Annotated in this window: 22 protein-coding genes; 3 read left to right on the top strand and 19 right to left on the bottom strand. The window is 54.8% G+C overall.

Annotated features, from left to right (window positions below):
- Positions 1 to 9: 9 nt before the first annotated feature.
- Positions 10 to 951: a metallophosphoesterase gene (locus LJN55_RS00470; RefSeq protein ID WP_227535451.1), complete on the top strand. Its 942-nt coding sequence runs from the start codon at positions 10 to 12 to the stop codon at positions 949 to 951.
- A 66-nt stretch (positions 952 to 1,017) separates the two neighbouring features.
- On the opposite strand, the gene LJN55_RS00465 is transcribed toward LJN55_RS00470, so the two are convergent.
- The 4 genes from LJN55_RS00465 to LJN55_RS00450 all read right to left on the bottom strand — a co-directional run bounded on the left by LJN55_RS00465 (position 1,018) and on the right by LJN55_RS00450 (position 6,361).
- Positions 1,018 to 1,680, bottom strand: a complete 663-nt coding sequence (locus tag LJN55_RS00465) for a hypothetical protein (RefSeq protein WP_227535450.1) — start codon at positions 1,678 to 1,680, stop codon at positions 1,018 to 1,020.
- A 236-nt stretch (positions 1,681 to 1,916) separates the two neighbouring features.
- On the bottom strand, positions 1,917 to 2,597 hold the full coding sequence (locus tag LJN55_RS00460) for an oligogalacturonate-specific porin KdgM family protein (RefSeq protein WP_133844653.1): 681 nt from the start codon (positions 2,595 to 2,597) through the stop codon (positions 1,917 to 1,919).
- A gap of 24 nt (positions 2,598 to 2,621) precedes the next feature.
- Complete coding sequence (locus LJN55_RS00455) at positions 2,622 to 4,697, bottom strand: right-handed parallel beta-helix repeat-containing protein (RefSeq protein ID WP_227535449.1); 2,076 nt, start codon at positions 4,695 to 4,697, stop codon at positions 2,622 to 2,624.
- Between the two features lie 89 nt (positions 4,698 to 4,786).
- On the bottom strand, positions 4,787 to 6,361 hold the full coding sequence (locus LJN55_RS00450) for an MFS transporter (protein ID WP_133844657.1): 1,575 nt from the start codon (positions 6,359 to 6,361) through the stop codon (positions 4,787 to 4,789).
- Between the two features lie 504 nt (positions 6,362 to 6,865).
- Between LJN55_RS00450 and LJN55_RS00445 the strand changes: the two genes are divergently transcribed.
- Positions 6,866 to 8,047: an oligogalacturonate lyase family protein gene (locus LJN55_RS00445; protein WP_227535448.1), complete on the top strand. Its 1,182-nt coding sequence runs from the start codon at positions 6,866 to 6,868 to the stop codon at positions 8,045 to 8,047.
- Positions 8,048 to 8,050: 3 nt separating this feature from the next.
- Complete coding sequence (locus LJN55_RS00440) at positions 8,051 to 8,371, top strand: cupin domain-containing protein (protein WP_227535447.1); 321 nt, start codon at positions 8,051 to 8,053, stop codon at positions 8,369 to 8,371.
- 69 nt (positions 8,372 to 8,440) lie between these two features.
- Here LJN55_RS00440 and LJN55_RS00435 read toward each other — a convergent pair whose 3' ends face one another.
- The 15 genes from LJN55_RS00435 to LJN55_RS00365 all read right to left on the bottom strand — a co-directional run bounded on the left by LJN55_RS00435 (position 8,441) and on the right by LJN55_RS00365 (position 25,761).
- Entirely contained in the window at positions 8,441 to 9,079 is a 639-nt protein-coding gene (locus tag LJN55_RS00435; protein WP_133844663.1) for an RpiB/LacA/LacB family sugar-phosphate isomerase, read from the bottom strand.
- Between the two features lie 60 nt (positions 9,080 to 9,139).
- On the bottom strand, positions 9,140 to 9,901 hold the full coding sequence (kduD, locus tag LJN55_RS00430) for a 2-dehydro-3-deoxy-D-gluconate 5-dehydrogenase KduD (RefSeq protein WP_159338338.1): 762 nt from the start codon (positions 9,899 to 9,901) through the stop codon (positions 9,140 to 9,142).
- Positions 9,902 to 10,079: 178 nt separating this feature from the next.
- Entirely contained in the window at positions 10,080 to 10,226 is a 147-nt protein-coding gene (locus LJN55_RS00425; RefSeq protein WP_171149447.1) for a hypothetical protein, read from the bottom strand.
- 191 nt (positions 10,227 to 10,417) lie between these two features.
- The gene (locus LJN55_RS00420) at positions 10,418 to 10,855 is read right to left on the bottom strand and encodes a hypothetical protein (RefSeq protein WP_227535446.1); all 438 of its coding nucleotides are present in this window, start codon (positions 10,853 to 10,855) and stop codon (positions 10,418 to 10,420) included.
- Positions 10,849 to 11,460, bottom strand: a complete 612-nt coding sequence (locus LJN55_RS00415; protein WP_227535445.1) for a peptidoglycan recognition protein family protein — start codon at positions 11,458 to 11,460, stop codon at positions 10,849 to 10,851. The genes LJN55_RS00420 and LJN55_RS00415 overlap by 7 nt, the downstream gene beginning before the upstream one ends.
- Positions 11,461 to 11,485: 25 nt before the next feature.
- Positions 11,486 to 11,803 carry an Hcp family type VI secretion system effector gene (locus LJN55_RS00410; RefSeq protein ID WP_227536435.1) on the bottom strand — a complete coding sequence of 106 codons (318 nt, stop codon included), beginning with the start codon at positions 11,801 to 11,803 and terminating at the stop codon, positions 11,486 to 11,488.
- A 78-nt stretch (positions 11,804 to 11,881) separates the two neighbouring features.
- Positions 11,882 to 12,993, bottom strand: a protein-coding gene (locus LJN55_RS00405) for an IS3 family transposase (RefSeq protein WP_150099640.1) whose coding sequence is annotated in 2 segments (ribosomal slippage) — positions 11,882 to 12,732 and positions 12,732 to 12,993 — 1,113 coding nt in all. Because the reading frame shifts where the segments join, the coding sequence is not laid out codon by codon here.
- Between the two features lie 74 nt (positions 12,994 to 13,067).
- Positions 13,068 to 13,178: a type VI secretion system tube protein Hcp gene (locus tag LJN55_RS00400; protein ID WP_407647768.1), complete on the bottom strand. Its 111-nt coding sequence runs from the start codon at positions 13,176 to 13,178 to the stop codon at positions 13,068 to 13,070.
- A gap of 229 nt (positions 13,179 to 13,407) precedes the next feature.
- Positions 13,408 to 14,964, bottom strand: coding sequence for an SUMF1/EgtB/PvdO family nonheme iron enzyme (locus LJN55_RS00395; RefSeq protein ID WP_227535443.1), 1,557 nt, complete (start codon positions 14,962 to 14,964; stop codon positions 13,408 to 13,410).
- 45 nt (positions 14,965 to 15,009) lie between these two features.
- Positions 15,010 to 16,224, bottom strand: coding sequence for an ABC transporter permease (locus tag LJN55_RS00390; RefSeq protein ID WP_159338592.1), 1,215 nt, complete (start codon positions 16,222 to 16,224; stop codon positions 15,010 to 15,012).
- Positions 16,214 to 16,951, bottom strand: coding sequence for an ABC transporter ATP-binding protein (locus tag LJN55_RS00385; protein ID WP_159338593.1), 738 nt, complete (start codon positions 16,949 to 16,951; stop codon positions 16,214 to 16,216). Before LJN55_RS00385 ends, LJN55_RS00390 begins: the two co-directional genes overlap by 11 nt.
- Positions 16,951 to 18,921 carry a vWA domain-containing protein gene (locus tag LJN55_RS00380; RefSeq protein ID WP_227535442.1) on the bottom strand — a complete coding sequence of 657 codons (1,971 nt, stop codon included), beginning with the start codon at positions 18,919 to 18,921 and terminating at the stop codon, positions 16,951 to 16,953. The genes LJN55_RS00385 and LJN55_RS00380 overlap by 1 nt, the downstream gene beginning before the upstream one ends.
- Positions 18,918 to 19,991 carry a hypothetical protein gene (locus tag LJN55_RS00375; RefSeq protein WP_227535441.1) on the bottom strand — a complete coding sequence of 358 codons (1,074 nt, stop codon included), beginning with the start codon at positions 19,989 to 19,991 and terminating at the stop codon, positions 18,918 to 18,920. The genes LJN55_RS00380 and LJN55_RS00375 overlap by 4 nt, the downstream gene beginning before the upstream one ends.
- Positions 19,985 to 22,693: a virulence factor SrfC family protein gene (locus LJN55_RS00370; RefSeq protein WP_227535439.1), complete on the bottom strand. Its 2,709-nt coding sequence runs from the start codon at positions 22,691 to 22,693 to the stop codon at positions 19,985 to 19,987. Before LJN55_RS00370 ends, LJN55_RS00375 begins: the two co-directional genes overlap by 7 nt.
- Positions 22,693 to 25,761 (bottom strand): virulence factor SrfB, encoded by a 3,069-nt coding sequence (locus LJN55_RS00365; protein ID WP_133844685.1) that lies wholly within the window; start codon positions 25,759 to 25,761, stop codon positions 22,693 to 22,695. The genes LJN55_RS00370 and LJN55_RS00365 overlap by 1 nt, the downstream gene beginning before the upstream one ends.
- Positions 25,762 to 25,764: the final 3 nt, after the last annotated feature.

Below are 25,764 nucleotides of genomic sequence, written 5' to 3'. Positions count from 1 at the left end.
GAGCGATATATGTCTTTTGAAACCACACCGCACCCGCTTTCTTCTCTGCAACGTCAGGCGCTGGGCGCTGCGGCCATGCTGTATCAGCCACCGGTGATGCGCTCCACTCATCCCGCCGACGGCACGCTGCGCTTTGGCCTGATTGCCGACCCGCAGTACGCTGATGTGGAGGCAGATGTGTCGAAAAATCTCTATTATCGCCATGCACTGCACAAGCTGCCTAAGGCGATTGCCACCTTTAACCGCAAGCCGCTCGATTTTGTCGTCACGCTGGGTGACCTGGTGGATCGCCACTGGTCAAGCTATCAGGCGCTACTGCCGCTGTATGAAACACTGCATCATCCGCATGCGATTGTGATTGGCAACCATGATGCGCAGGTGATTTCTGACCGCCTGACATCGGCGCATACGCCGCCAGCGGGCTTACCGAAAAGCTATTATCAGTTCCGCCTTGCGGGCTACCGCTTTATCGTGTTCGACGGTAATGACATCAGCCTGTATTGCAATCAGGGCAACGGTGATGACCGTCAGCAGGCGAAAGCGATACTGGCCGACCTGGTGGCCCGTCAGCAACCGCAGGCCGAGCTGTGGAACGGCGCGGTGAGCAGTGCTCAACTGGCATGGATTGAAACGCAGCTGCAACAGGCCCAGCAGTTGGGAGAAACCGTGGTGGTGTTTGGTCACTATCCGCTGGCCCCGCATACGGGTCATATCCTGTGGAATGGCGGTGAACTGGCTGATTTGCTGTGCCGCTATCAGGTACGTGCCTGCTTTACCGGGCATGACCATCGCGGTGGCTATGTGCGGCGCGACAATACCGATTTTATTATTATGAAAGGGATGCTCGACGGCGCGGAAGACGTCCCTTACGCGGTGGTGGAACTGCTGGATGGCGTCGTGACTGTAAGGGGATATGGAAATGAAATCAGCCGGATACTGACAAAAGATTAGTACTTATCCGATTCTTGCGGCAACGGGCGGACGGCAGCAAGAATCGGCATGACGAAAAGAAGAATATTAAATAATATGACGCTCAAATATTTTATAGGGCGATTCGCGCTCAGAATAGTTGACGATCGAGATCCCAAGGGTTTTTGCATTCTCCTGCGCCAGGACCATTTTTCTCTCGATATATTCCGGGCCATATCGCATTGGATCAGGCGTACCATGGCCATAGAAAAAGTCTTTTTCAAACCCCTGAAAATAATTATCCGCCCACTCTTTTATGGTTTTTTCTTTTTTATTATTAAAAAAATTCTGAATATTAGGTTTGTCGTCCGCGACCCATTTATCCGTTTTATTTTTGTTATAGTCGTGGTCAAACCCAAGCAAACCAATTCTTTCTGGCGATAAACCCAGCATTATCCAGTACAGACCCTGGAAAAAAGAGGTGTAGCCAATATTTATTTCAATATCAAAGCCTGTATCCGCCTGAATACCCAAACGACGGGCACCTTTATGAATAACCGCAGAGTATTCTTCATGCATAATCTCATGTTGATAATTCACGCAAGAAGGGAAATTCTCCTTCGGAAAATCATTAGGATGTATCCAGTAATCAAACTCGCCTCCCTCATAGATACGCCAGGCATTATTGAGGCACACTTTGATATGGTCGTGATATTTATCACTACGCGCCTGCTGGGCCGATAGACCGCTTCCGACAAAAAGAACCTTCATAAATATAATCCTTTATATTTTTCAACATGTTATTCATTTGATTTCTGAGTTTTTCGCGTTCCCAAACGCGGTGGCAACTTATCAGTTCAAGGTCATAGCGACAATGAGTAAAAATACTATTTTGAGGCGAAAAAAAGCGAATTTGCATGTTATTTTTTCAGGGACGGTGAAAGACCTGAAAATCAGACGTTGCGCCCACCGGGGCCCCGGCGGGCGCAACGCATCAGCCGTGAGCTTTAAAAGTTATACTGAACCCCGATGCGCAAGCGGGTCTGCCTGTCATCGGCGGTTTTCCTGACAGAAACATCACCCACCTGCACATACGGCGTCCACTGCTTATTGATGTTATACGCCACCTTCAGATCCTGCTCATAATCCCATTTGTCGTTGTCGTATAACACCTGATCACTGTGCTTATAAATATAGTTATATTCAAAGCGCCAGTCCGCCAGACGATAACCCAGCCAGAGTTCACCCCGGTTCGTTTTCTTATCATCCGTATTTTCTTTCGTCGAGCGCGTATATTCATAACGGTAGCGCACGTTAAAATAAATACCGTTTTCAAACTGGTATCCGGTGGTTAAAAATGGCTTATAAATACTGTTATCCGAACTGGATTCCAGGGTGAACCCCGGCTGCAGGAACCAGGCGGGCGTGACTTTGTACTGATAACTGACGGTACTTTCTGTACCGCTATCCACCAGATCGGTAAAGGCTTTATTCTTATTATCGCCCCCCGATTTCCATTTGGCTTCCAGTGAAAAACCAAAGCCATTATCAAACCGGTGTGACACCATGAACCGATCTTTGTGTTGTTTACTGTCGTCCAGCCACTCATGGCGAACGTCGAGAGTGACGGCCTGACTACTGGCGCTGGCCAGCAGCAGACCGCAGAGCAGCAGTCTGTTATTTTTCATTTTGGTATCCCAGAGAGTTTGATGTTATTTTTGGATCGTACTTTTGATTAATTCACTCGTTTTCACGTGATAAAAAACATTCGTGTCATCGGTATTACCGCTGACCACATCGTCATATTTCCCCGGCACGGTACGCAGAGAAATATTGCCGCTAAACGTGCCCTGTTTCTCTGGCGTGGTGTAAGGCGACGGACGGAACAGGAAGTTAAACCGCTGGTTATCCAGCGCCCGGTTGCCTGCAATCATCAGCGCGCCAGGATTGAAGTTATCGCTGAAGCCATCCATGCCGTTGTTCAGTGCCATGTTGTTGCGCGCCACATGTGCCACGGGCAGCCCTTCGCCTCCCAGTTTGAAGCCGTTGCTGCCGTTATTTACCGACAGACTGTTTTCGATGGTGACGCTGCCGTTCGGGCCGTCTTCAATTTTGTTGAACAGGTCAAAACCGTCATCAATATTGTCGTGGGAATAGCAGTTCACCAGGTGGTTGCCCTCACCGACACGCATTTTCACCGCAAAACCGTCAGCGTTTTTCCGCCCCGGGTCCTGATTACCCCAGGACTCAGCGTTGCTGATCAGATTATGGCTGGCCCACAGCGCGCGGCCGATGCCATCCGGTGAGGCGACCCAGATGCCGGTATCATCGGCATGATGAGCACGAACGCGGTCGATATGGTTGTGACTGCCGGCAATATGGAAACTTTTCTTCGTGACGGTAATGCCCTGAATATGCCAGTAGCTGGCATTGAGCGTCAGACCGTTAAACACCACGTTGTCGCCCAGCGGCCGCAGCATTTTACGGTGCTGCCCGGTGCCGCTGGCCGTGGCAGGGATCACCGTGGCCGGATACTCGCTCTCTGCCAGCCACAGCGTGCCGCCCGGCGCCAGCAGATTGACGGCACTGGCCACATCCAGCGGATGTTCACGTGAGCCATCGTTATCCGCAGCCCCCTCCGCGGAAGCGTATAACGTATCCGGATGACTGACCTGCGCCAGGCTTAGCGGGTACGTTTGCGTCAGACGCTGGCCGTTATCCGGTGTAAAGGTGACCTTGAGATCGCGCGGCATCGATGTGGCCTTCACCGGTAGCGCCACCACGTCGCCGCCACGCACTCTTTTCTGGCGCAGCAGCACGGTGTCACCACGTTCTATAGTGATCAGACCGTTGCCGTTGGTGCGCAGCTGGAACACGCCGTCACGCCGGGTGAGGCGAGGGGATGACATCACTTCAATACGCGATGGCAGCACAGGCGCGACATACGGCGCACCGGGCTGCGTATGTGCCTCACTGAGCGTCAGCGTGGCGTGATTCACCGTGATGCTGGCATTACGTGACGCAAAGAAGCCGACGTAATACTGCGTTTTATCCAGTTGGGTGATACGGTCTGCACCCGCGACCGCTTTGCTGCTCCATGCGCTGCTGCCCTGGGGGGCATACGCCACCTCAAATCCGCTGTCGGTGCGGCTCAGACGCAGTGAAAAATGCTGTGGCGTGGTCAGAGATTGATAGGGCTCACGCACAATGCCGATGCCGGTATTGCCCCAGGGCTGCAGCACGCCCTGACGGGCCACCAGCGCCACCGCAGGCGGCTTGTCACCGATCGCCATCACTGTATTCATCACCATATTCGAGGCGGCCGGTAACTCTTCGATGCCCGGCTGAACAACGGGCGCGCGGGCAGGGCCTAAAATATCGCGGACCAGCAATCCCGCGCCTTCCTGCCCGGCCGGTTTTGCCCCGTTTTCCGGGCCGAACTGATTCAGCGTGATATCGGCTTCCAGCAGGAAATTGGCGTCCGCCGGTAAGCGCGTATAGAAATACGTCAGACCATCGTGGCTGTTGCCCACCTTGCCGCCACGGCTTTCCAGCGTGAAGGGCGTGGTGAGCAGGCTGCCTTCTGCCGGCACCGCCTTACCCCCGGCCAGCAGAGTTTCATTGCGGCCGATTTTGTCTGCCAGTACGTTGGTGGCAAAATTAACGTCGGTCGACTGACCGAAGGTGATGCTGTGCCAGACCAGCGTGCCAGGCTCCGGCAGCGCCGCCGCAACGGGCGCGCTCAGCCCGAGGGACAACGTGATAATACAGAGTTGACGTTCCCACATAATCATTCTCATCCTTTAGGCGCAGGGCGCCGCTGGCCGGGTTTTCCGGCCAGTCGGTAGGTGGATAAATCGCGTGTTAAATCGGGGTATTACGGATGCTGTGTGCGGTTCACCAGCGGTTTCGGTGCAGGCTCCTCAACCAGTTCAACGGCAGGGGTATCGAAGATTTTGCGGCACACTTTGCTGTTGCCCCAGCACTCTTCATACGGGTAACCGATCAGCTCTTCCATCACTAAGCGCACGTCCGGCTGAACATGCCCAATCAGCCCACCCGACTTTATTCTGGCGACTTCGCCCAGCACCACCAGGTGCGTTTTGCGGTTCAGCTTCATCTGATGGCTGAAGACCATCGCCATCAGCGCCAGCGCAATCACGCCCACACAGAACACCAGCGCAATTGCCGTAATAGCACTTTCCGGCTGCGTTTGAGATTTAGACTGGAAGCCGTAGAAGCTGAGGATGGCGCCCATCGCGAAGACAATCACCGAACGCATCAGCTTGCCGGAGAAGGTCATGGCACCGGCGTAGATCCCTTCACGGCGACGGCCGGTAAAGGCTTCATCGATATCCGCCAGGAAGGTATAAACCGTCCAGGGAATGTAGTAGACGCCACCCGTACCAATGCCGAATACCACGGTGATGCCCAGCATGGCGGCGGTGGCGTACTGCTGCGGCAAATGCAGGAAGTGCAGCAGGCTGTAACACACCACGGAGAACACCACGATGCCCAGCGCCAGAATGTAGGGTTTGCTGAAACCGTGCTTGACGCAGATGCCGATAAAGATCGCGGTGGAGAACAGCTGTAACAGGGAGTTAAGGCTGCTCAGGCCCGCCACCATCGCCGGGTCGTACTGCAACACGAAGATGATGAAGTAGGTGAAGACCGAGGCGAACAGCCACTCGGCGCCGAACCCGCACAGGTACATACCCAGATGCTTGCGAAACACGCGCAGATGGAAGGTCGACTTCATATCGCGCACCAGCGTCAGCATGGTTTTCGCCAGCGTCATTTTCTTCTCATCGACCGGCGTCGTCTCTTCTACCGGGCGTTCCCAGGAGGAGATATACAGCATGATCATCGCCACGCATAAAATCACGCCGTAGGTCAGCGCCGTGAAGAAGAACGGCTCGGCAGATTCTTTACCGTAAATGAGAATGAACTGGCCAGGGATAAATGCCGCGAGGAAATTGGCCACCTTACCGAAAATCGCCTTGTAGCCGGTCAGCTTCGAGCGCGCCGAGAAATCGGTGGTCATCTCAGTGGCGAGGGTTTCATAAGGCACCATCACCGATGTGTAGATCAGCTCAAACAGCACGTAGGTTGAGAGGTAGTACCAGAACCCGAAGCCTTCCACCCACAGCAGCGGGTAGACCATCATCAGCGGGATGCCGAGTAAGATAAAGAAGCGACGGCGGCCAAAGCGTTTGCCGAGGCGGGTTTTGCCGAAGTTATCCGAAAGATAGCCCATCAGCGGATTACTGATCGCATCGATGATGCTGGCAACAGAGAAGATCGCCGACGCCTGTAACAGCGTCAGCCCGCAAAAAGTGGTATAGAAGTAAAGCAGCCAGATACCGGCAATCGCCAGCGCCCCGCTACCGAGTAAATTACCACCGCCGTATGCCAGCTGATGTCTGAAGAGAATTGGTTTTTCTACGTTCATGTGAGCCCCGCCCAGAGAGATTTTATAAAAATGAACCGTTGTTTTATTTTTATAGATACGGTGTTTTATATAGATCTCCCCACTGAATAGATGTGAATTAACTCACACTTAAAACAGCGGGCGGTGATTTCTCAGACAGATTTGCGAGACATGTAACATTCTTATCAATAAAACGACTCAGCCAGCCTCACCTGGCCCACCGTGATGCCGCGTAAAAATGATGAAATAGCTGTTATTTTTACTACAATACAGACACTTAAATATAACAATTTGTCCGAAGCATCCCGGTGAGAAAAGAAAAAAACGTCCCACTACCTGCGCCATCTATCCCGCTTTTCTGAACAAAAAGCGGCTGTTTTGTGATCGGCTTTGCATTTCTGGCAGCGACTGACCCCGTAGCCTTCTCCACGGTGGTAATGTGTTTTCATATTTATGAAACAGCATTTCAATTAAATGAAGACGCTCAACACAGGGCGACACTCATGGCCACCGATGGAGTGAATCATGGCAAAAGGTTCTCAGATCCAATTCAACTTCCACACCGTTCAGGATGCGCAGACCGGCGCCCGGGTGACGCGCTTAACGCCACCTGATGTGCTGTGCCACCGTAACTACTTCTATCAGAAGTGCTTTACCCGCGACGGCAGCAAGCTGCTGTTTGCCGGAGAGTTCGACGGTCATCGCAACTATTATCTGCTCGACCTGAAGTCGCAGAAGGCGATACAGCTGACGGAGGGCGCAGGTGATAACACCTTCGGCGGTTTCCTCTCGCCGGATGACCAGCACCTTTACTACGTAAAAAATGAGCGCCTGCTGCAACGCGTTACGCTGGCTGACTTCAGTGAGGAAACCGTCTATCAGGTGCCGGATGCCTGGGTCGGTTACGGCACCTGGGTCGCCAACAGCGAGTGCACCAGCCTGGTGGGGATTGAGATCGACCGCAAGGACTGGACGCCGCTCTCCGACTGGACCATTTTCCAGTCGTTCTACCACAGTAACCCGCACTGCCGCCTGCTGCGCATCGACTTGCTCAGCGGCCAGTCTCACGTCATCCACGAGAAAAATGAGTGGCTGGGGCACCCGATCTATCGTCCGTTTGACGACAGCACCGTGGCGTTCTGCCATGAAGGCCCGCACGATCTGGTGGATGCGCGTATGTGGCTGGTGAATGAAGACGGCAGCAACGTGCGTAAAGTGAAAGAACACGCGCCAGGGGAAAGCTGCACTCATGAGTTCTGGGTGCCGGACGGTTCCGCGCTGATCTATGTTTCCTATCTGAAGGGCCAGCACGACCGCCATATTCGCCGCTTCGACCCGCAAACGGGTGAAGACATCAGCCTGATGACCATGCCCGCCTGTTCGCACCTGATGAGCAATGATAACGGCACGCTGCTGGTTGGCGATGGCTCCGGTACACCGGTAGATGTGAAGGATACCGCCAGCCACACCATTGAAAACGATCCGTGGCTGTATATTTTCGATGCGCAGACGCGTCAGTATGCGCCGCTGGCTGCACATAACAGTTCCTGGCAGGTGCTGGACGGTGACCGCCAGGTGACCCATCCGCACCCCTCTTTTTCTCCGGACGATCGCCATGTGTTGTTCACGACCGACCATGAAGGGCTGCCTGCGCTCTATCTGGCGGAGATCCCGGATGCCCTGCGCCACTCATTAAGGAAGGATTAAACCGTGTTTATCTACAAGCAAGACAGACCCTTACAGGACCTGGGCGATGGCGTAAGCCGTCGCGTTCTGGCCCATGGCGGCAGCATGATGGCGGTGGAGGTCAGCTTTGAGACCGGCGCCATTGGCCCGATGCATCACCATGTGCATGAACAGCTCACCTATGTGCTCTCCGGTCGCTTCCGCTTTACCATCGGCGACGAAACTCACGACGTGGGCGCGGGCGACACGCTGTATAAAAAGCCGGACATTGTTCACGGCTGCATCTGCCTGGAAAAAGGCGTGCTGTTAGATACCTTCACCCCGCAGCGGCAGGACTTTTTATAAGTTATCGCGCCCAATAAAAAACCGGTGCTGATTCAGCACCGGTTTTTTTGCCTGAAGAAAGAGAGCGCGTTATGCGAGAATTTCACGCACAAAGTTTTCGATCTCTTTGTTCTGGCTGTTCTCGAAGAAGCATTTCTGGAAGCGCTCGCCGGAGACCGCCGTTTTTACCAGCTCTTTATCGATAGCGCGCAGTGTATCCAGGTAGTTCTCTTTAACGATGGCGGCTTTCACCTGATTTAAGATGCCGGCATTGCGTACCTGAGGCTCTTTACGATCGGCCGGATAGCCCTGACCTTTCGCACCGCTAAAGGCTTTTTCGAAGATAAAGCGCACGTTCAGCTCGGCACCCCAGCCAAATCCTTTGGCAAACGGCAGCGACAGCGCATTGCCGTTGTTGATCTGGGCAAACAGGAAGGCGTCTGCCGGGTCAATGCAGTAACCGCAGATCACGCCCGGATGCAGGTTCAGCGACATCAGCGCGCCCTGGCCGGTGCCACAGCCCGCCACCACAAAGTCCACCGCCTTCGAGTTCAGCAGAATGCTGGCCATGATCCCCAGGTGAATATAGGTCAGGTGGTGATCCTGCTCGTCTGACATGCCAACGTTATACACCGGGTACTCTTTCTCCCCGGCGACCGCGTTCAGCTCTTTCAGGATAATCGCGTTTTTAGCCGCCTGGCTGTTTTCCATCATCAGTGCAATTTTCATTTTAACGTCCTCTTGGGTGCAGCGGGATCGCCCGCTGCACATCAGTGAATTAGGGGGGAATTAACGCGCCAGCCAGCCGCCGTCGACGGCGATGGTGTAGCCATTAATATAGTCAGATGCTGTAGATGCGAGGAACACCACCGGCCCCATCAGGTCGGCTGGCAGGCCCCAGCGCCCGGCCGGGATGCGGCCGAGGATCTCTTCGCTACGGGCTTCATCGGCGCGCAGCTGCTGAGTGTTGTTGGTGGCCATATAGCCGGGTGCAATCGCGTTGACGTTGATCTGGTGCTTCGCCCATTCGTTCGCCAGCAGACGGGTGACGCCCATCACGGCGCTTTTCGAGGCAGTATAAGAAGGCACACGGATACCCCCCTGATAAGAGAGCATCGACGCAATGTTAATAATTTTCCCGCCTGTTCCCTGCGCGATAAACTGTTTTGCCACCGCCTGCGACATAAAGAACACGGATTTGATGTTCAGGTTCATCACGTCATCCCAGTTCTTTTCACTGAAGTCGATGGCGTCTTCACGGCGGATAATCCCGGCGTTATTCACCAGAATATCCAAGTGGCCCATCTCGGCGACTGCGCGCTCCAGCAATCCCGGGATCACTTTGGTGTCACTGAGGTCGGCGGTCAGGCTGAGGAAACGACGCCCGGTTGCCGCGATGCGTTCAATGGTCTCTGTGGGTTCGACAATATTGATGCCGACAATATCGCAGCCCGCTTCCGCCAGGCCGAGCGCCATGCCCTGGCCTAAACCGGTATCGCATCCGGTCACCACCGCCACTTTTCCCGACAGGGAGAAATTATCCAGAATCATGTTATTTCCTTGAGTTTGACCAAACATGTTCAGGCGCTTGCCGTGACCCTAAAGTGTGCGGACAGTGCCCGATACCAAAACTGATACAGGCAGCTTAACGGCAAAGTGGGGTAAACTCAACAAAATGAAACGATGTTTCATTTTATATAAACCTGAGTATCTATTTTTGCTGCGGGGATCACATCCTGGAGAGTTCAGGAATGATGTAGAGGCCGATCATCTTTTCCGATCGGCCCGGGCGGATGGTGTGTACCACGGGCCAGGTCTGCATCACAAACAGGAGTGGCTGCTCATCCGGCGTCAGGTCCGGGGCCAGTTTGAGCACGCCGGATCGGCAAAAGACGCATCCATGCGGGCCTCGACACGCGCCGTCCTGGCGCGTGACGCCCGGCTTACCTCAAGCTGGCCCCCTCCCCGCAAAATCGTACTCGCTGTCGGTTTTAAAAACCCAACGCGATTGCGATTTCTCGTAGGGGTCGATCATCTTTTCCGAACGACCCTTTATCATTGGTTTATTTAACATATTGGATCATCACCTAAGCCATAGGTGCAGGCGTAAGGATCGGTCCATTGGTTGTCTTGATTATGGAAAAAATAGGTTGTTTCATTATTACTGAACGTCACATAGCCAAAACCACTGGATTGCAGAATCCAACTCCCAGAATCACCATCCTCGAATGTGATCAACCCGGTAGACAGACAAGGAGAGTAGTACTCATGAAGAATATTCCCGCTTTCCTTTGACTCTTTGGCGAGATTAAAATAACGAATTAACTGTTCTTTGGTTGGCCTGAATACTTTGCAGGCTACTTCTTCAGTTTTATCCTTACGACCTTCAGTATGTAATCCAATTTCTTTAACCACAAGCTCACTGACTACTCTTGCCTGGGCACTGACTGAAAATATCAATAGTAAGGATAAAGTGGCTATACATACTTTTTTAAATTTTACCATTTTGCTGTACTGGCCTCTGTTTCGTTTTTTCTTCCAATATCCGGGTGACGATGTATTTCATTCATCGGTACGTTTAGAGTGATTGTTAATTCATTTATTAACCATTTTAGAGAATTATTTTGTTTATCATTGACTGGCTCATAAACAGGATGTGGATTTCCATCGACTTTCTTTGCTTCTCCAACAATCTCGATCCCAATACTATCCACATTGCTCGGGAATCGATCAGGGTAGTTTTTCACTTTTTCAATCTGATGCACTTTGTCAGAATTTCTCCATGACTTTTCCAGTTCAGCCACTTTTTGAAAATCCGTCGGTTCGCATTTTTTGGTCAGAAAACAGCGGGATTGTAATTTTCCCACATGCCAGGTGATCTGGAATAACGAAGCGGTCTGATAGATGCTGCCATCTCTGTCAATCAGGAAGTGAGCGCCGGTGGCGCCTTTCGTTTGATAACTGTGAAAGGTACTGCTGGCTGTCGGCGCATTGGTCTGATGCACAACGATGCCATTAACCGCATCCATCTTTCCACGCTCAATATTATTGAATATTTTCAGGATGATGCGTTCTGCATCAATATAACCACCCTCGTCGATATAAAGCATAAGTCCCTTCCTTAGGTTACAAAAATCAAATAATGGCGTTGGCTTTAATGTCATACCCCATGGAAACCGTGCCTGCCATTCCGCCCTCTGCATTTTGCAAAACATAATCCATTTTCACCCGTGAGAATGATAACCCGACCTTTTCTCGCGGACTGCGCATGGTGTCATAACCGAAAGACTCAACCCGGGTAATGATCACCTCCTCTAAGGTCACACGCAGATACTCCAGCGGAGAGCCGCCGGCTTTGCGAACGGTCAGCACGACTTCCGGTATGTGCTTGCCAGTCAGACAGTATTGAAGAAGATTGGGGCTGGCTTTATCGAGGCGGTGATCGAAGTACAGATCGCCGACGGTCGACTTTCCGGCCCCCCGCCGCTTCCTGAGTGCATGTTGGCAGGCTGACTTGTAAGTATCCCAGCTTTAGTTCCACGCACTTTTTGAGATTTCCGTGTTTTCGGCCATCAATCTGTATTCTTCCGGCGTCAGGTTATTCAGGGATTCATGAGGTCGCTCACTGTTATATTCAGCCAGCCAGCGCTCTGTAATTTCCCGTGCTTCATTCAGGGTTCTGAACAGGTAAAAATCCAGTATTTCTGTCCGGTACGTCCGGTTAAACCGTTCGATAAAGGCATTCTGGGTCGGCTTACCCGGTTTGATAAAGTCCAGCATCACCCCGTGTTCTTCCGCCCACTGCGCCAGTGCCAGTGAGACCAGTTCTGGCCCGTTATCCATCCGCATCTTCAGAGGATATCCGCGGTTTGCTACTATCCTGTCCAGTACCCGGACGACACGCTGAGCTGGAATATTCAGGTCGATTTCTATCGCCAGCACCTCACGGTTAAAATCATCCACCACGTTGAAGGTTCGAAAGCGTCTGCCGCAGACGAGTGCATCGTGCATAAAATCAATCGACCAGCTCTGGTTTAACGCTTGCGGTGTTGCCAGCGGGGTCGGGTTGCGCACCGGCAGACGTTGTTTACCCTTACGACGAAAATTCAGTTTCAGCAGGCAGTAAATCCGGTGAACGCGTTTATGGTTCCAGGCATTACCGTGCCTGCGAAGCACCTGAAAAAGCTTCTTAAAACCGTAGCGCGGATAGCGTTCTGCCAGTTCAGTCAGCGCCTGGATCACCGGTTCATCACGCCGGGTATCAGGCTGATAAAAATATACCGTCCTGCTCAGCGATAACGTCCTGCAGGCCTGGCGTAAACTCATGGCAAAATGCGCCGTCAGATAGCGGACGAGTTCACGCTTTATCGCTGGTTTTAAAGCTTTTTTTCGATAACATCTTTCAACGCCCGGCATTCCAGACTGAGATCGGCAAACATCTGTTTGAGCCGCCGGTTCTCGTCTTCCAGATCTTTGATCTTTTTAATATCGGCCGCTTCCATCCCGCCATACTTGGCCTTCCAGTTGTAATAGCTGGCTTCAGATATCGCGGCCTCACGGCAGACATCTTTGACGGTTCGTCCGGCTTCGACGGACTTCAGAACGGCGATAATCTGGTGTTCAGTGAATCGGATCTTACGCATAGCGATCTCCTCAGGGGACATAATCAGTATGTCGGAAGATCTCTAAAAGTGAATGGGCCGTTTTGCCGGGATACTTACAGACTGACGGCCCATTTCCAGCGTATAACCTCAATCTCACCTTTATGTGAAAAATCCAGAGATTCACCCTCAATCCCCTTAAATGTAATGAAAATATCCTGAGCCATACGTCCTCCTTGTATATGAGTAAAACGATAAAACTCATGGCTATTGGTTTAGCCTGAGCTTATTAGTGGAATAATTAATAAGCTGAATATTTATAAACAAGGGAAGGTACGGCTAATTGAGGAGGGTTATAAATAGTAAAAAAATGATTTTCTAATTGTTGCTGAAGAGATGAGGCCTGCTATCCGCTGTGCGATTAACACAACCCTGGCGAGGCCTCAAGTAAAGGCGTTAAATTTTCTTGCAGCTTTCCAGCCAGCCGGCGGTATCAATCTTGCCGTTCTCCAGATATTTCTGCTGGTTCTGCCAGTGTGCGGCCAGGAAAGGTTTGAGCCCGGACAGACGCTTGTTCAGGGTCAGCATCTGATCAAAGACGCCAACCTCATGTTTCAGCCCTTCCTGCCCATATAAGGTCGCCGAATCTACCAGGCTACTGGCGTAGTAACTGGTCACCTGCTGTAAACTTTTTGTTTGCTCACCCAGTTTGGTTTTACGGATAGCACAGTTCTGATCGCTGCTGTCTTTATCCTTACACAGCGCCTCATAGTTATGTGTGAGGAAATCGAGGAAGCGACCATCATCCTGCAGCTTGGTGCAGAGGAACGATCCCAGGTTAAGGCTGGCGCGGATCGATTGCGCTCGCTCTTCCTGCTGCTGCTGATTGCTGGCCCGCAGCTGACTTTCCAGGTCATTGAGCTTTTTCTTCAGTGCGGCATCATCTACCCCTGAGGCCAGCGTTCCCAGTGCTTTGACGGTGTCTTTCGCTTCATCTTTTTTCTTATCTGCACCGCTACTGTCTGCCCCGAGCGCAGCCCAGCTTTTTTCCAGCTGCTTAACCCGGCCCGTTGAGGTCATCGCGGGGGCTACCAGCACCAGACGCAGCCCGGTGGTTTTACTGGTCGCAGGGCTGGTACTGTCGTAATAGTTCACCTCTTTGCGCGCCGAACTGCGGATCTCCGCTGCACTGGTCTGGAAGTTGCCCCCGCGCACCACAAAGCCCCCAGCCTGACCGTGCAGGCGATTGAGTTTATTGAGATAAAACGGGGTAAACATCATCTCCGAGACATTGCCCAACATATCATGCAGGCCAAGAGGATTCGGGCTGAGACGCCCGATCAGCTGCACCTTGCCATTGGACGATTGCGCACCGGAATACCACTCAAAGTTTTTCATGTCATCCATTGGATAATGGACATCACGAAACTCCGCGCTGTTGACCTTCAGTCCGCCACGGGCAGCAAACTCCCACTCCACCTCCGTAGGCAGGCGTAAAAAGCCAGCGATACCGTCTTCTTTCGGCAGTTTATCGGCCGCATTACTGCGTAGCCATTCATTGTATTTATTCGCCACGCTGACCGCATCAAACCAGCTGATACCGGTCTCCGGCACGCTGAGTTTACGCGACGGCGTGGGGCAGGTTCCCTGCGTCAGTGCCTGATATTGCAATGCGGTAAGCTCATATTTTGCCATCAGGTAATAACGGCCTTTGCTCTTACCGGCATCGGAGAAGCTCCCGGCGATAAAAGCCGGATAGCTGTGTTCAACAAAGCCCCATTCTCCGCCATCCTGCCCCAGCGTGATCGGCAGGTCATCAAGGGGGCCAGCCAGAGGAATCTCGACCCGGCGAAAAGCCATCGATCCCTCGCAGGGTATCGGCAGAATGATATCGTCATCATCAGGTTTAGGATTGTAGCTATCGCCTGTCCAGGGCTCGGCCAGGGCAGGTGCGGCACTGGCGAGCAAAGCCAGAAACAGCCAGGATGACAATGAGGAAGGCGTAAAGGTCACGAACAGTCTCCGCTAATCAGTAATAAGAAAATAAGGGTGGCAGCATCACACCTCGCGCAGACTCTGCGCGGGTTCAATATGGATGGCACGGTAAGCGCCAATACTGGCGACCAGCAGCGCTACCACCGCCGTCAGGGCCATGGCCAGCAGGCTATGCATCGGCGTGATTTTGCACAGCATCTGCCCCGTGGCCTGGCTACCCGCCAGCGCCCGGTTAAAGACCTGGCTGGCAATCAGATAGATGCTGTAGCCACCGACATACGCCAGCAAACTGAGCAGACAGCCCTGTATCATCACGTAGAGGCCGACGGCCGGGCCGGTGAAGCCGAGCAGGCGCAGGACAGCGATATGCTTACGTTTGCGATCGACGTTGGCGATAAAAGAGCCCACCAGCGAGGCGATGCAGCCGATCAGGGCCGTCGCGGCGATGGTATTAAAAATCACCCCCAGCACCCGGTTAATGCTTTTCACATTTTCAATATCTGCCAGGCGGCTGGCGGTTTCGATGCGCTGCGCCCGGAGATCGCGCTCAAGACCGGCCACCTGGTCTATATCTTTGGCGTACAGTCGGGCGCGGGCATAGCGCGGTGACATGTCGCTGAGGGGGTTGCCGCTGCTGACGCCGAGGGCCGGGGTAGCGAAGCCATCGCGGAAATGTTCCAGCATCAGTAACAGGGTCGGGCGAGTAAAGATGGCCGGGCGATTGAAGTAGGTAGCCGGTAAAATACCCACCACGGTCAGACGCTGACGCCCCCACTCGCGGCGCTCTTCAAACAGGCGGTTCACCCGGAGATCGATCGTCTCCCCGACGCTGACGGCCAGCTTGCGTGCGGCTTCCTGGGTTAACACCACCTCATTGTCATGACGCAGGATAAGACTGCCCAGTAACGGGTCGCCTGACGCAGTGGGGATCACTTCGGCGCTTTCGATAAAATGGGTGCTGTCGGTTTGCAGATCGGCCAGCGTGTTCAGCGAACGCGTCTGCCCGATAGCAAAGCCCACGTCGGGCCGCTGTTGCAACTGTTCGATCCAGGCCTGGTCATAGCTGTTGCTGCTCAACATGCGGATCTCAAGATTACGCGGGTCTTTCGCCAGGTCGTCCTGTAACTGGCTGACAATGCCAAAACGCAGGCCGAACAGCAGCAGCAGAGGGGCTATCACCGCCACCAGCGAAGAAATGATGCAAAAGGAGATGGTGCGGTCGTGCCACAGGTCCTGCAAAGCGAGCCGGGCAAGCAGCGGAGTTCGGTTAAAGGACAAAGCGGGTTTCCCCCTGGACAGGCTCTGATGAATCGGCCGGATTCACGGCTGGGGCATCGGTGCGGGCGATCAGGCAAGGTAAGCCGAAACGTTCGACCAGTGGCCAGTCGTGACACACCACCAGCGCCATCATCCCTTCCTGACGCACCAGCTCAATAAACAGATTAAACAGCTGCTGCGCATTGTGAGGATCCAGCGCGGCGGTGGGTTCATCCGCCAGCACCAGCGCGGGACGATGGACAATGGCCCGGGCAAAGGCGGTTCGCTGTCTTTCACCAAAGGATAACTGCGCCGGATAGCGGGCCAGTAAAGGGCCCAGTTTCAGGGTGTCGATAATCCGGTTCAGCAGGGTTTTGTCGGGCGTTTTGCCCAGCAGCTGGCAGGGCAGGCGGATATTGTCGCGCACGTTCAGATAGGGAAGCAGGCCGCCATTTTGCAGGACGAACCCTAACTGGCGTGCACGCATATCGGCCAGCTCCGCCTGACGATCGCCATTGAGCAAGGCGGCAACATCCCGTTGCCCGCTCGCCTGGCTCAACATAAAACGCCCGATGTGGCTGGGGCGCAGCAATAAGCCGATGGCTTCCAGCAGCGTACTTTTACCACAGCCGCTTTCGCCGGTGACAGCCATTACCTCGCCCGGCCGCAGTGCCAGCTGCGGCAACGAGACACGGTGGGCCTGGCTTCCCTGCCCCCGGACAATACACAGGTCCTCAATGTGCAGCATCAGGGCATCATTTCCAGCGGCACCGGGTAGACGCGATCGCGCGGATCGCTGCCAGCGGCAAGCTCAACCCAGCGATCAACATCGGCGTTATATTTCTGGTAGTGGCGCAGCTTGGCCGACAGCGTGCGAATAAATTTCTCCTGCGACAGCCCATCCCAGCTTTTCCATGTCTCTTCGTCCAGATTCAACACGTCGCTGCGATAAGGTAAGTCAGCGAGATATTCGCCCAGCACCCCGAGATCGTTGATTTTGGTATTATCCTGCTGCTTAAGCTGGTTAGGATCGGCGCCCATAGTGGCGGCGACAGTACGTAAACGCTCAAACATTTTTGCCGGAGAGATCATGCCCTCGTTCGCGGCTTGCAGGATCTGACTGACCACATCGCTTAAATCACTTAGCTGTCCCTTAGTCAGCAGCACCCGCACATCCGTGGTGGGGATATTCTGCTTAATCAGGTCACGGTCGCTGATCCAGGCTTTAAACACCAACGGTGCCTGGGTGCCGTTCTTTTTGCCGAGATAGGCCAGCTGCATTGCATGACCAATCAGCGCCGTATCCTGCAGTAATTTCTGCTCGGGCGTCAGCTTCTTACCATCATCTTTGGCATAGATCGCACTGCCGATGGCTGCATCCCCCATATAGGCGGACTTCACCTGCGCGGTAATGGCAGAGGCCAGGGCATCAATCTGCTGACCAAAGACGGACAGATCGCCGGCATCCACCGTCTGGTACAGGTTGGACTGCGTGCTGTCAAAGTTAGAGAGATCGCGATACTGGCTTTCTGCTTTAGCGTGGTCATCTTTGCCGCTGGCGGTTTTCAGGTGCAGGGTATAGATGGCGATGCCACGATTGCCCGCCTCCAGGCGCAGCTGGCTGGCATCCAGACCGGTACCTGACAGTTTATTGCTGCCCTCAATGGCACCGGCATCGGTGATTAATACCACGTAGCGGGCGCCAAACGGGCTCCAGTCGATGTCGTCGATAGCCGACATCACACCGGCATAGGCATCTTCGTCATACAGCGAACTGGAGACTTTGGCTTCTTTCAGGTCGGCGACCTTTTTCAGGAAGTCCGGGCCATCTTTCACCTGATTGGGATCGGCGAAGATTTTGGTGCTGAATTCCAGGCCCGGCACCGCTTTGGTGTTTGAGCGATAGGACACCAGACCAAATTTCACCTGCTCCCCCAGATTCTCCTGTTTGATTTTATCGTAGATCTTATTCACCGCTTCCCTGGTGCGATCGATATACGGTCCCATTGAAATGGTGGAGTCGATAACAAACACCACCGAGGCGTTGAACCCTTTGATTTTGTTAACGCTCTCTTCTTCTTTGGCGGCGGCGGCGGTGGCGTCGGCTTTACTCACCGAAGCAACGTTCAGCAGGCGGGTATAGAAGCCCTCTTCTGTCATCACCTCTTCACCGCTGAGGATCGGCAGCAGGTAAAACTGCTTTTGCAGATCGACAAATAACGCCGGTTCCTGGGCCTGTACCCCGTCTGCATGGCCGTCACGCTTCAGTTTGGCACGCAGCGGTGCAACCAGAGAAACCGGGTCTGCTGCGGAGAGAATATCGTCCAGATTTTTTCGCTCTTTGAAAAACAGCAGGCGGTCGCGGTTGGCCGGATTGGTGAAGGCCAGGGTCAGCTGCATTTTCCAGTCAACGGTGCAGGCCTGGGGTAACCAGCCGATTTTTTTGCCGTAGCTGTCTGGCCCGACTTCGATCCAGCTTGCGCCCTTCACCTCTGTTTTTTGGTAAACGTACAGACTGCTGAAGGCGGGCTGTATCGTGCCTTTCGCTTCGCCAGCAGCGTTGCTCAGAGTGCAACCCGGCGTGGTGAGTACTCGCTGAAATAAGGTTTTTTTCCCTTCCTGCAGCAGCGGTTTATCGCCATCAGCGGCCAGCGCATGGCTGGACAGCAGCAGGGCGCACAGCGGCAGCGCCAGACGCAACATCGGGGAAGGGATCATTTTTCCAGCTCCTCAAGGCGTTGTTTGACCTGTTTATTGTCCGGTTCAGCCTGCAGTGCGGTCTCGTACCAGTAGGCTGCCGTGTCTTTATCCGCCGTTTTGAAGCACTCGCCCGGCTGATGGGATTCAGGATCGTATTCACGGGCGTAAGCGATGGCGATCTTACTGTCACCCCCCTGTGCGCGGTTGGCATACAAACGCTGTGCCACGCCGCATTTCTTCGCCTCTTTGGCGGCCTGAATAATGGTCAGTAACGCCTCGCTGTCGAGCTTCTGCTCAACACAGCCCTGCACGAAATCGAGCTCTTTCTGGTTATTCAGGTTAGCAACGGTACAGGTGCTGGCAGCGGTGGTCTCTGCCGTTTTTTCTGCGCCTGCCGCAGGTGCCGAAGAGGGTTCCGTCGTGGCGGACGCTGGCGGCACCGCGGCGGCGGACGTGGCTTCCTGTTGCGCATCAGCAGCAGCAGGGGTGGCAGTATCGCGCCCCAGGAACCACCAGAGCCCGGCGGCGATCAGCAGCAGGGCCAGCACGGCACCGGCGATAATGGCGATCAGCGGTACACGGGATGGCGTGCTTTTCCCTTTGGGTTTATCCGCGGCAGACACGGCAACCGTGGGCGCAGGCTGGACAACGGGCGGGGCAACCGGGGCGGCTACCGGCGGGGACACCGGTTCCGGCGTGGGCAGCACGCTGCTGCTGCTGTAGTTGCCGGTCTGGCCACGCGCCTCCGACGAGAACAGCTCATCGCGCGCCAGCTGGAGCGTGGTGTTACGCACTTCACCTGAGGCCAGTTTGACCTGGATTTGCACCTGGCTGGCATTGGCCAGCAGTGGGTCAAGGATCGTTGGGCCAAGACGAAAACCACTGCCGCCTGCCAGCGCATAGCCGCCAGCGACGGTAAACCAGTGTTGTGCCGCCCCCCATCTGCCATCAGGTTGCAGGTAATCCTGCTCGTTGTTGCAAAGAATAAAGGTCAGATCAGACAGGATGGCCTGCTCGCCGCGCAGGCGCACCATCAGTTGTGCCGTACCCGGCGCTGCCGGTTGGCAGGCAAAGATTTTAGCTAGCATGGGGTGTTCTCTTGTTTCAACTGGCGGATAATCTGACCCAGCTGCTGGTTATGTTCGAAGGAGATATCGCGCGTGGCGCTGTGGCCGGCGTTGTCCAGAATGACGGTCATCAAGGCCGATAACCAGTCACCCATCCAGGCCACACCGGGCTGCGGTGCCACGGCTGCCAGCTGAGGTAACGCATCGCCGGTCAGCGGTGTCTGACGCGCAAACACTTTCTTTTTCTCACCCACATAGCTGTTGGGCACCTGTTCTTCCGGCAGAGAGAGATAGCCGAACCAGGCAATAAAATCACGCATCGCCAGCTGGGTACGCAGCACCTGACGCGCCCTCAGCTGGTCATGATGGGTATCTGCCTGCTCCTGACCCGCCAGCGCCTGTTTCAGGGTGCCCTCCAGATCGAGGCGAGTGGCGGCCGCAATCAACTCTTCAGTGAGCAGATTCATCAGTTCGCTGTTCAGGCCGAGGGCGGACCAGTGGGCCGTTTGCTGCGGTAACTCCCTCAGATGAGCCACCCAGGCTTTGAAGGCCTGATGGGCGAACTCGTCCTCCTGGCTCACCCTTACAGACGCAGGCGCGGTGTCGGCAACGGCTGCCACCTCCGCCGTCACTGAACCGGAGAAGGGATCGCTGGCAAACGGATTGCTGCCAAACGGATTATCGCCAAACGGATTGCTCGCCAGCACCTGAACGGGGCGCGGGTCACCGGCCGCCGCGGATGCCTCATCCTCATGGCGAATACTCAGATAGATGTTGTTGAGTTCAGGCGTGGGAAGTTCCAGGCGACTGATCATTTCACCGATGCTGTGCGCACTGGCGGATAACCCCTGCCACAGATCTTTGGCAATCGCCTGTTTCTTCGCCCGCTGATCTTCGCCACCCTGTTCGTACCAGCGGCCAAGCTGTTGATCGCCGGTTTCATGGCGGCACTGCACTAACTGCTGATGCAGGCGCTTCAGTTTGAAATCCAGATGAGCAACGCGGCGCAGGGCTTCGGTGAGGCGACGCATCCCGCCATCGTTCAGCGTCAGCATCGCCTTCCATGCATCCTGCGGTTCGGCCAGATATTTCCGCACCAGCTCGCCATCGATAAAGGTATTGCCCATTCTGTCGAGCACCTCGTGATAGCGTTCAGCCAGGGACACTTCTTTAAGTACCTCCTGACCGGGTTCACGCACCAGGTCCAGGAAGGGATTATCAATCCCCGGTTTACGCACCAGGAAGACATTCTGGAACGGTTTCCCTGGCATCCACTCCTGGAGCCATTCGTAATGAGCAAAACGCTCGCGCAGGGTGATATGCAACATATCTTCCCAGCCCATTTTTAGCTGAGTGTCAGTATGTTCCAGGCTGTCGCTGATGCGTTTGTCACACATCGTGATGGCCCAGAACAGACCCGGGGCGCCGCTGCGTTCACCCGCCTTACCCTGAGTTTTTTCAACCCACCGGTTTAACACCGGGCCGACATCGGCCACGTCGCTCTGCTTGGCGGCACTGGCGCACACCACCAGCGCATTCATCTCCTGGTTATCGGTGTAGCGCTCGAAAAGATAGGCCACTTTACCGCGCAGCAGTAACTGCGAGATGGGATTGAGCCCGCCCTGGCCGGCATCTTCCAGCTTGTCAATTTTGAGGCGTCCGCGGTAACCCGGGAAATCAAGCAAATCGACCTGCTCCACAATGCTGTCCTGCGGGACTTCCGCCAGCGGGAAAATCAGCTCCGCGGTGAGTGCGGTCAGTTCGGCTTGTGACAAAGAGGCGCTGACGGATTGTTGATCGTCGTTCCAGTAACGAATATCGACATTGCGATCCTGATGGGAACCGAGGCGATTCAGGCTGTCGACGTTCATGATGCTGCCGCTACTGTGATCGGTCAGCGTCTCCAGCGGCGCAAACACCATTCTGGCATGGTTTATTTTCACCAGCACCCTGGCCAGTGAACGATAGGTTTCCGTCAGTGCGCTCTGTTTACCCCACAGCAGAGAGAACAATTCTGCACGTTCCTCCGGACGCAGCCCAGGGGCTATTTTCAGTACCTGCGGCCAGTAAACCGATCTGAGTTTTCCCACGGATCTTTTGAACGATGTATCAAGGTAGTCCCATAAAGACACCACATCTTCGCTGCTGACGCCGGCGCAGATTTCACGCTGTTCGGCACGAAGCAGGAAGGGACGCAGGTGTTCTTCAATGTGGCTTTCATCAAGTTCATCGCCCAGTTGCTCCTGATTAAAGTCGTTAAACCAGGTGTTCGTCAGGATTTTGGCAATATCGATTTCGCTAAACAGACGCAGCGGGACAGGGTAACCCGCAGGTGCTTCTGGTGCCTGTCTGGTAAAGCGCGTGACCAGGCCCGTGGCCTCCTTACCCCCCCCAACCGGGTTGACCTCTTTAATAAAGTCGACTCGTCGGTCGCCATAGGCCGCTTTCAGGCTGCCGTGGCTGCCCGCCGCCAGCGCTGAGATCAGGTAGGACTTGCCCGCCTGAGAAATGCCGAAAAAACCCACCGTCATCGGCGTCGAGGCAACATGTTGCAGATTGTTGGCCAGATTGCGGGTACGCAGCAAACTGAGGTTGAGTTTGTCCGCCTCGTTATCCAGGCGGCGCGAGCCGACACGCACGGTTTCTACCCAGCCGCGTGCATCCTGACAGCTCCGGGCGATCGCTGCCCAACCTTGGGTAAGAGATTCTGGTTCGCTGTTCATTATTTTTTCACACTCCCGCTATCGAGCCAGTGCCGGCTGTCAATGAGCCCGGTATCGGGCATGGTATTCAGTTCCAGTTCTAAATCCCCTTTGCTAAAGGATTTATCGGTGTTGCTGCTGACATCTGCGATGGTCAGGCGATCGCTGATCAGCCCTAACTGGCGCGCGCGTTTGCCTTTATCCACGGTCAGCCGCACCCTGAGATAAGGGGAGCCGCTGTCACTCGACTGCGCCGTGGAGAATTTTTGACGGCCCTTTTCGTTGAAACGCAGGGTGTAGAGCGGAGCGGCAGACCAGCGTTCGGCATCCAGCTGGCGATATCCCAGCCGCAGATCGCCACGCATCACGATGCTTTGCATTGCGCCCTCGCCCTCTTCGCTGCGTTCGCCCGGCAGGGTGATCTGGCCGTTCTCTGACTGGATATGGCGGTAGACCACATCGGCATCACGCAGCAGGTTATCCATATCGATAATGCCAATATGGCGAATGGTCGAGTAAGGCTTCAGCGCCGAGACACGGAAATGGAAGTTAGGAATACTGTGATTGGCGCACAGCTGTGCCAGCATGGCGCCGACCGAGGCGGTGCTCTTCGGATCGTCGATATAGCCATTTTTGTGGAACGGATACCAGGTGCCGGTCTGGTAGCCATGCAGTGGCAGAATGCGTCCCGGCGGTAACGGCAGATTGCGACGAATGATCGCCTGGATGCCCGGTAACTGCGAAGGCCGCCCCGTCAGCAGCAGCATGTCGCAGTGATAGCAGGACAACACTTCGCACAGGGCAGTGAGCACCTTATCAATGTTGAACTTACCCGAGCACAGATCGTTATGCACCTTCACCAGCGACAGGTTGAGGGTGATATCCACCAGCCTGAAATCATTCGGGCCACCCGCTTTTTGCACTTCGCGACGCACAAAGCCATCGACTTCGTCACGAATACTGCCAGCAGGCAGTAACTCACTCACCTTGCGGTTGATCAGCAGGTGGGTTTGCTCATCCAGCGGATCAAAGTGCTCGTAGCTGCTCAGAATATGCAGCGCCAGCGGCACAAACAGCTGCAGGCTGAGTTGCTGACGCAGTACGGCTTCAGCAGCACTGATATTTTGTGATCCGCACAGCTGCGACATCAGCGTTTCAACCGTGACTACTCCGGCATCACGCAGCGCCAGCTCGAAGGCGGGCAACACATAGGCCTGGATCACATCCAGCAGAATGTCGTCACCGGCGGTTTTGAAGCTGTCACGAAAACGCTGATGGGGAATGATATGTGCGTTAGCGCCGCTGCCTTCCAGGCCATTGCGATCCAGACGGTAGTCGGTGATCACCAGGTCCGTGGTTCCACCTCCGATATCGAGGGATGCCAGCGTGATGGTTTCACGATCTTTGCGGTCCGGGCGGCCAAGGGTATTGAAGAACACCTCCGGGTGGCCGGCAAAGTTCTGATTGATCTCGGTGTACAGATACACCAGCTGCGCACAGGAGGCCTCGTCCCATTCCACGCGAATTTTTGGTAAGGGGATACGGATATTCCCCTGGGTGGATAACTCCTGTTCATCCAGATACGGGTCATTCTCGCCGTTGTGCCAGCGCAGCGATTTCCACACTAACCCCACCGCCTGACGCATGCGGTCATCCAGGATACAGCGTTCAGCCATCGGCAGGCCTGGCGGCACCGTCAGAATGATATGACGGAGCTGGCGAGGAATACCGGCGTGGCCCTGACGGGTACGCTGTTCCACGCTATTAATCTGACTGATGGCCTGGGTCAGCACTTCCGACAGCATAAAGGTCATCAGCGAGCTGCGTGAATAGCGCGGTGTGAAGACCGGAATGCGATCCATCTCGTCTTCAATGGTGTGCAGCGCCTCGCCTTTTTCGTCGATGAGGTTGGCAAAGGGGGCCGCGGTCGCCAGCGGGTTGGTGTCCTGCACGTAGCTGCCGTTGAAACGCCAGCCCTGGCCATAAAACTTCTCATCCCACAGGTAGCGCTTAGGGCTGGACAGACCGGTGGAGCCTTCACTGCCGCGGCGGCGTGCCGCTAAACGTGTGGCTTCCCCGCCGATGCGGGCGATGGTCGGCCACTGGAACGCGTCATGTCGGCCGCTGCGCACAGAGCAATGGTCTTTGCCGAAAAAGGCCTGAGAGAACTCCACCCGGCTTTCAAAGGGATCGGTGTAGATGTGCTCAGGATTGCTGAGATCGCGCAGTTTCAGCACATAGTTGTGCATCAGACCGGAACCTGACTGGCCATGATCTTCAATCAGGATCCCGCAGGTGCGTGAGTTACCGACGTCGAGGATCAGATCCACCGGGATCGGTTTAATGGCATTGGTTTCGCGATTGGCGATCATGCGGAACTGCGGCAGTTCGATGGCAGGCGCGGTCTGGGTTTGCAGCCCTTCCACCGGAATGGCCATCAGTGACAGCAGGTTAAGGTAGTGCGCCAGAGGATAGTGCTGCGCCAGCTCCTGCTCCTGTTCATCCAGGTCACGGCCTTTGCTGCTCTCTTTGAACACCTCTTTCAGCCAGTCTTTGACCCAGTCCTGCGTCAGATACCAGTTGAGCGCATAGGTGGCGGTTGCCACGGCAAAGGTCGCACCGGCGTTGACGTCTTCCTGATTAGGACTGAGGTCGGCTGCCGACTGCTGCCGGGCCATGATGCGGGTATCCATCGCCAGCGTCATGCGGTGAGTGTGGCCATCCATGTCCGGTTCCGGCAGTTTGACCAGACGAAAACGCGCCCAGTTCAGCGGCCCTTCCTGATAGACATTCGGCGGGCTGAAACGGAACAGGGGCAGCGGTAACCAGACGCTGTCCAGTAGCGCCAGGCTGGCATCCACCGGAATATCGTACTGGCTTTTGGCCTTCTCAATCGCGTCAGGCGTCGGTTGATAGAAATAGTAATCGCGCTGCTCGTTGTAAATCAGACGCGTGAGCACGCCATTGGCTAATTTAACAAACTCCCCCGCAGGCAGACGTTTTGGCGTCAGGCCGAAATCCATAAACTGGATACCGGAGTCGCCGACCAGGGTGATTTGACGATCAAAAGAAACAATCTCAGGCAACATAAT

The sequence above is a fragment of the Erwinia rhapontici genome (genome assembly GCF_020683125.1).
Taxonomy (GTDB): domain Bacteria; phylum Pseudomonadota; class Gammaproteobacteria; order Enterobacterales; family Enterobacteriaceae; genus Erwinia; species Erwinia rhapontici.
Note: the sequence above shows the minus strand (reverse complement) of the source record. Positions and strands in the feature narration are given on the sequence as shown.